General features: G+C 72.1%; 5 protein-coding genes. 2 read left to right on the forward strand and 3 right to left on the reverse strand.

Translation table 11 applies throughout. The features are described 5' to 3' along the window. Nucleotides 1-763: TIGR03943 family putative permease subunit (locus ACWEN3_RS41120; protein ID WP_452982227.1), on the reverse strand; the 763-nt coding region annotated here is incomplete at its 3' end. Continuing rightward, nucleotides 760-1797, reverse strand: a complete 1038-nt coding sequence (locus ACWEN3_RS41125; RefSeq protein ID WP_452982230.1) for a permease — start codon at nucleotides 1795-1797, stop codon at nucleotides 760-762. The genes ACWEN3_RS41125 and ACWEN3_RS41120, both read right to left, overlap by 4 nt. 195 nt (nucleotides 1798-1992) lie before the next feature. Between ACWEN3_RS41125 and ACWEN3_RS41130 the strand changes: the two genes are divergently transcribed. Together ACWEN3_RS41130 and ACWEN3_RS41135 are read left to right on the forward strand one after the other, a co-directional pair. Next, nucleotides 1993-2796 (forward strand): serine hydrolase, encoded by an 804-nt coding sequence (locus tag ACWEN3_RS41130; protein ID WP_452982232.1) that lies wholly within the window; start codon nucleotides 1993-1995, stop codon nucleotides 2794-2796. A gap of 210 nt (nucleotides 2797-3006) precedes the next feature. Further along, entirely contained in the window at nucleotides 3007-3231 is a 225-nt protein-coding gene (locus ACWEN3_RS41135; RefSeq protein WP_452982235.1) for a response regulator transcription factor, read from the forward strand. Nucleotides 3232-3295: 64 nt separating this feature from the next. Here ACWEN3_RS41135 and ACWEN3_RS41140 read toward each other — a convergent pair. Continuing rightward, nucleotides 3296-5072 (reverse strand): alkaline phosphatase family protein (locus ACWEN3_RS41140; RefSeq protein ID WP_452982238.1); only part of this gene is annotated, 1777 nt, incomplete at its 5' end.

Raw genomic sequence — 5072 nt, forward strand, 5'->3', positions numbered from 1 at the left:
ATGCCGCCGCCGCTGCCGGTCCGGGACAAGACGACCACGCGCGCCCTGTCCCCGATGCTGACCCGGCGTTCACCGGCTGGGCGATGGGCCGGGTCTCCCGTACGTCGAGCGCCGCCTCCGCCGTCCGCGTGCCGAGGTCGCCCTGGGAATGCCAGGTGCCGGTCACCGCCAGCCAGGTGTCGGCGGGGGGTGCGTCGCCGCCGTACATCCGGACCTTGACGGTCTGGGAGTCGGCCGCGCAGCAGGTGAAGATGATGCGGGTCAGGTACCAGCCGTCGTCCTGCGCGTCCGGGGTGACGAAGCCGGTCAGCCGGACGGTACGGCTCTGGATGGCGCGGCTGCGGTCCTGCTGGACGCGCTTGGTGAACTCCGTGAGGGTCAGCGGCAGCGGCGAGGTCGCGGGCAGCGCGGCGAATCCTTTCTTCTGCACCGCGACCGGCTTGGGGTTCGAGCGTGCGGCGGTGTACGCGCCGAGTGCGGGCGGGGTCCACAGGAGCAGGCTCAGCGCGGGGAGGAAGAGGAGCCAGGCGACCCGGGGGGTGCCGGAGTGGTCGTGGCCGTGGTCGTCGTGCGGGGCGTGCCGCTCCCTGCCCCGGGACACCGCCGCCGCGAGGCCGAGCAGCAGCAGGACCGCTCCGGAGGCGATGAGCGGGAGGCGCAGGCCGGCCTTGACGTAGCGCAGGTAGGTGTCGGTGAAGAGGGCGATGTGCAGCAGGCCGATGCCGGTCAGCGTCAGCAGCAGGGTCTGTACGGGACGTCTCACAGCAGGGCGCCTCCGATCAGGACGCTGGCGGCGACCGCCACGACGGTGGTCGCGCTGGAGAACCGCCAGGCGAAGGCGCGGCCGAAGGTGCCCGCCTGAAGGGCGATGAGCTTCAGGTCGACCATGGGGCCGACCACCATGAACGCGAGCCGGGCGGTCGGCGAGAAGCCGGTCAGCGAGGCGGCGACGAACGCGTCGGCCTCCGAGCAGACCGCCAGCAGCACGGCGAGGCCGGCGAGGAAGAGCACCGAGAGCCAGGGCGTGCCGGAGAAGGCGCCGAGGACGGAGCGCGGCACGGCGACGTTGAAGGTGGCGGCGGCCATGGCGCCGAGCACGAGGAAGCCGCCGGCGTGCAGGAAGTCGTGCTGGAAGCCAAGCCGGAACTCGGTCCAGCGGCTGCGGCCGTGCTCGTGCCCGGTGTGCCGGTGGCGCAGGACGGGGCGCAGCCACTCCTCCTTGCCCAGCCAGAGCCACAGCCAGCCCATCACGGCCGCCGTGCCGAGCGAGGCGAGCAGCCGGGCGGCGACCATCGCGGGGCTGCCCGGGAAGGCGACGGCGGTGGCCGTGAGCACGACGGGGTTGATGGCGGGCGCCGAGAGCAGGAAGGCGAAGGCGGCGGCCGGAGTGACGCCCCGGCGGATGAGGCTGTTGGCCACGGGGACGGAGGCGCACTCGCAGCCCGGCAGCACCGCGCCCGCGACGCCCGCGACCGGCACGGCGAGCGCCGCCCGCTTGGGCAGCACCCTGGTGAACAGGTCGGCCGGCACGAAGGCGTTGATGGCGCCGGAGAGGACGGTGCCCAGAAGGAGGAAGGGGAGCGCCTGGACGGTGATGGCCAGGCAGACGGTGCGCCAGGCCTGGACCGCCGGCTGGTTCGGCCACTGCGTACCGGCGAGGAGGAGCACGGCCGCGGCACCGACCGCGCTCCCGACGGCCGCGCCGAGGGGCCACGGCCGGATTCGGCGCACGGGCGTGGTGACGGGTACGACCGCCACATCCTCCGTCACGCCAACCAATTCATCCGTTTTTTCCATAATCACTCCGGATGTCGGTGTCTGGCCGACGATAGGCGAGGGCCGGAGCCCGGCTACGCGTACACGCCGCCGCGGGGGCAACCGGTGCGCCGCATTGCGCCAGGCGGTGGGACTTCTCACAATCCGGGTCGAACAGGGGGTCGGAGTGATGGCAGCCACTTCGCGCCGGACGTGTTTTGTCTACGTTCGTGACCCATGTCGTCCCAGCTTTCCCACACCGCGCGCCGCAACGCCGGCGTCCTCCTGGCCTCGGTGGCCGCCCTGCTCAGCGCCGGCGTACCGGCGGCCGCGGCCGCGACCGCGCCCTCCCCGGCGAAGCCCGCGCGCGCCACGGCGGCCGTGCTCGACCTGGACGCGGACGACCGCGCTCCCGTGGTGCGCGGCGAGGACACCGCCTACGACACCGCCAGCATCGTCAAGGTCGACATCCTGGCGACGCTGCTGCTCCAGGCGCAGGACTCGAAGCGGGCTCTCACCGCGGAGGAGCGGGGACACGCCGAGCCGATGATCCGGCGCAGCGACAACGATTCGGCCGACGCCCTGTGGCGGGCGATCGGCCGGGCGCCCGGTCTCGCGGCGGCCAACAAGCGGCTGGGACTGACCTCGACGACGCCTGGCGCCGGCGGCAGGTGGGGACTGACCCGGACGACCGCGAGCGACCAGATACGGCTGCTGCGGTCCGTGTTCGACGACGGCGCCGCGAGCACGGGGTCCGCCCCGCTGAACGCGGAGTCCCGCGCCTACATCCGCACCCTGATGCGCCAGGTCGTCCCCGAGCAGACATGGGGGGTCTCCGCGGTGAACGGCTCCGGCGCGCAGAAGGCGCTGAAGAACGGCTGGCTCCAGCGCAACACCACCGGCCTCTGGGACGTCAACAGCGTCGGCCAGGTCACCCTCGGCGGCCACCGCCTCCTGGTCGCGGTCCTGTCCAACGGCAGCACCACCATGGCCGACGGCATCTCCCTGGTGGAGAGGACGGCGCGCCAGGCGGTGGCGTGAGCGCCCGGCACGGAGCGGTGACGGCCAGGAACCAGGCGAGCACACCCAAGATGGGATGGCTCGTCAGGGCCTCTCAAACCAGCGCTTCGGCCCTGTGACGCGCCTGTGACAGTCGGCGGACAGCGCCATGACGTCGGGCTCGCAGTCTATTGAAACGAGGGCAAATCGCCCCAAACGGCCCGATGCCTCTCCGCTCCCTGAGGAGACCCCATGAGCGCCACTCTCGCCACGCCACACACCGAGGCCCCCGCGCTGGCACCGCGCGAGCGGGAGACGCTCCGGCACATCGCCGCCGGACGCACCTACCTGCAGACGGCCCGCCACATGGGACTGTCCACCCACACCGTGGACGCCTATCTGCGCCGGATCCGGGCCAAGTTCAACATCACCAACACCGCCGAGCTGACCCGCGTGGCCATCGCCATGGGGCTGTGACGCCCGGAGCGGAGGACGGCGACCGGGCCCGCGCGACGGCGCGGGCCCGGTCCGGTCCGGTTCGTCAGCCGACGGTCAGGGAGAAAGGTCCGGCGAGGACCGAGTAGCCGTCGTCGGCGAGGTAGTACACGTCGTACGTGCCCGCACCGTTCAGCTTGCCGGTGGGGAAGGTCAGGGCGCCGCTGGCGTTGGGGGCGTAGGCCCAGGTGAGCGAGGACTGGTTGCCGGGCGCGACGCCCGCCGGGTAGATGCCGATCCAGTTCTTCGCACCGGCCTGCGCGGCGGACGGCACGGAGTAGCGGAAGGTGACGTTGCCGCCGTTCGCGACCGCGTTCAGGTTGCCGGTGAGCGTCGGCGTCGTCGCGGTGGACGGCGCGAACGCCGCGTTGAGGGGGGTCGCGTACGTGTCGTTGGCGGTGAGCCCGGGCAGCCCGAGAGCCGACTCGACGGTGCGGGCGACGCCGTAGTGGTCGTAGTGGCTCGGGCTGCTGGTGCCGGCCGGGACGGTGCCCTGGGAGCCGACGGCCGTGGTGACCACGTGGTTGTAGCCCTCGCTCTGGCTCTCGTCCCAGGTCAGGACGAGCAGCGAGCGCTGCTGGGTCCACGCCGGCGAGGAGAGGACCGGGGCGAGGGTCTGCTTCAGCCAGCCGTCCTGCGTCTTGAGGCTGGTGGGGCTGCCGTTGCCGGAGGCCTCGCCGTCGTAGTAGTCGTCGGCGGCGATCCAGGAGAAGTTCGGCGTGGTCGAGGCCGACTTCAGGTCGGTGGTCAGCTGCGTGGTGTCGAAGAGGTGGGCCGCGCAGCGGGAGGCGTTGCCGCTGACGTCCGTGTAGTTGATGAAGGGGGCGTCGTCGGGTTCGTAGTAACTGTCGTTGTTGTTCTTGGTGTTGCAGGGGGTGCCCATGCCCTGCTCGTAGGTCTTCCAGGACTTGCCGGCCGCCTCCAGGGTGTCGCCGAGGTTGCGCTGCGGGGAGTTGATGTTCGGGAAGTAGGTGGCGCCCTTGGCGTAGGTGTCGCCGCCCGCGATGGCGAGGTAGTTCTCGTCGCTCGGGTGGTAGACGCCGTGGGAGTCGGTGAGCGTGGCGCCCTGGGACGTCAGGCTGTGCATGTACGGCGTGTCGGCCGGGTCGTTCATGACCTCGGAGTAGTCGGTGTTCTCCATCATGACCATGAACACGTGGTCGTAGCCCGGAACCTTGGAGACGGGCGGGGCCAGTGGGGCGGGTGCGGCGACCGGGGTGTCCAGGGTGAGGGACAGGTTGTCGAGGTAGCCGGTCTCGTGGCTCGTGTCCAGGAACTGCACCTCGACCTGGATGGACCTCGTCCCGGCCGGGACCGCGCCGGTGGTGCCGCGCGAGAGGAACTTGGTGGCCAGGCCCCGGTCGCTCGCGGAGACGGTCGGTAGCTTGGGGGTGGCGCCGAGCGGGCGGCCGTTCGCGTCGTGGAAGTGCAGGGCGACGGCGACGTGGCCGCCGTAGGTGGTCCAGCCGCCGAGCCAGCCGGAGAGGTCGTAGTGCACACCGCCGCCGTCGACGGCCGCGGCCGCCGAGGAGACGTCCACGGTCTGCGTCATGGCGCCGTCACCGAAATCGCCGGGCCCGAAGAAGGCCTTGCCGGGTGTCCCGCCGTCGCCGGGCAGCCCGAAGGAGGCCACGGAGTGGCACATGACGTCCGGGCCGCCGGCCTCGGTGGTCCAGCCGGGCACGGTGTCGGCGGCGGACCAGTCGTCGGTGCAGTAACCGCCGCTCTCCGCATCGCCGTTGACGATCAGGTTGCCGCTGCTCCCGGCCGCCTGGGCGGGCGTGGGAGCGGCGACGATCAGTGCGCCGAGGAGGGGGAGGAGC

The organism is Streptomyces sp. NPDC004561, assembly GCF_053602155.1.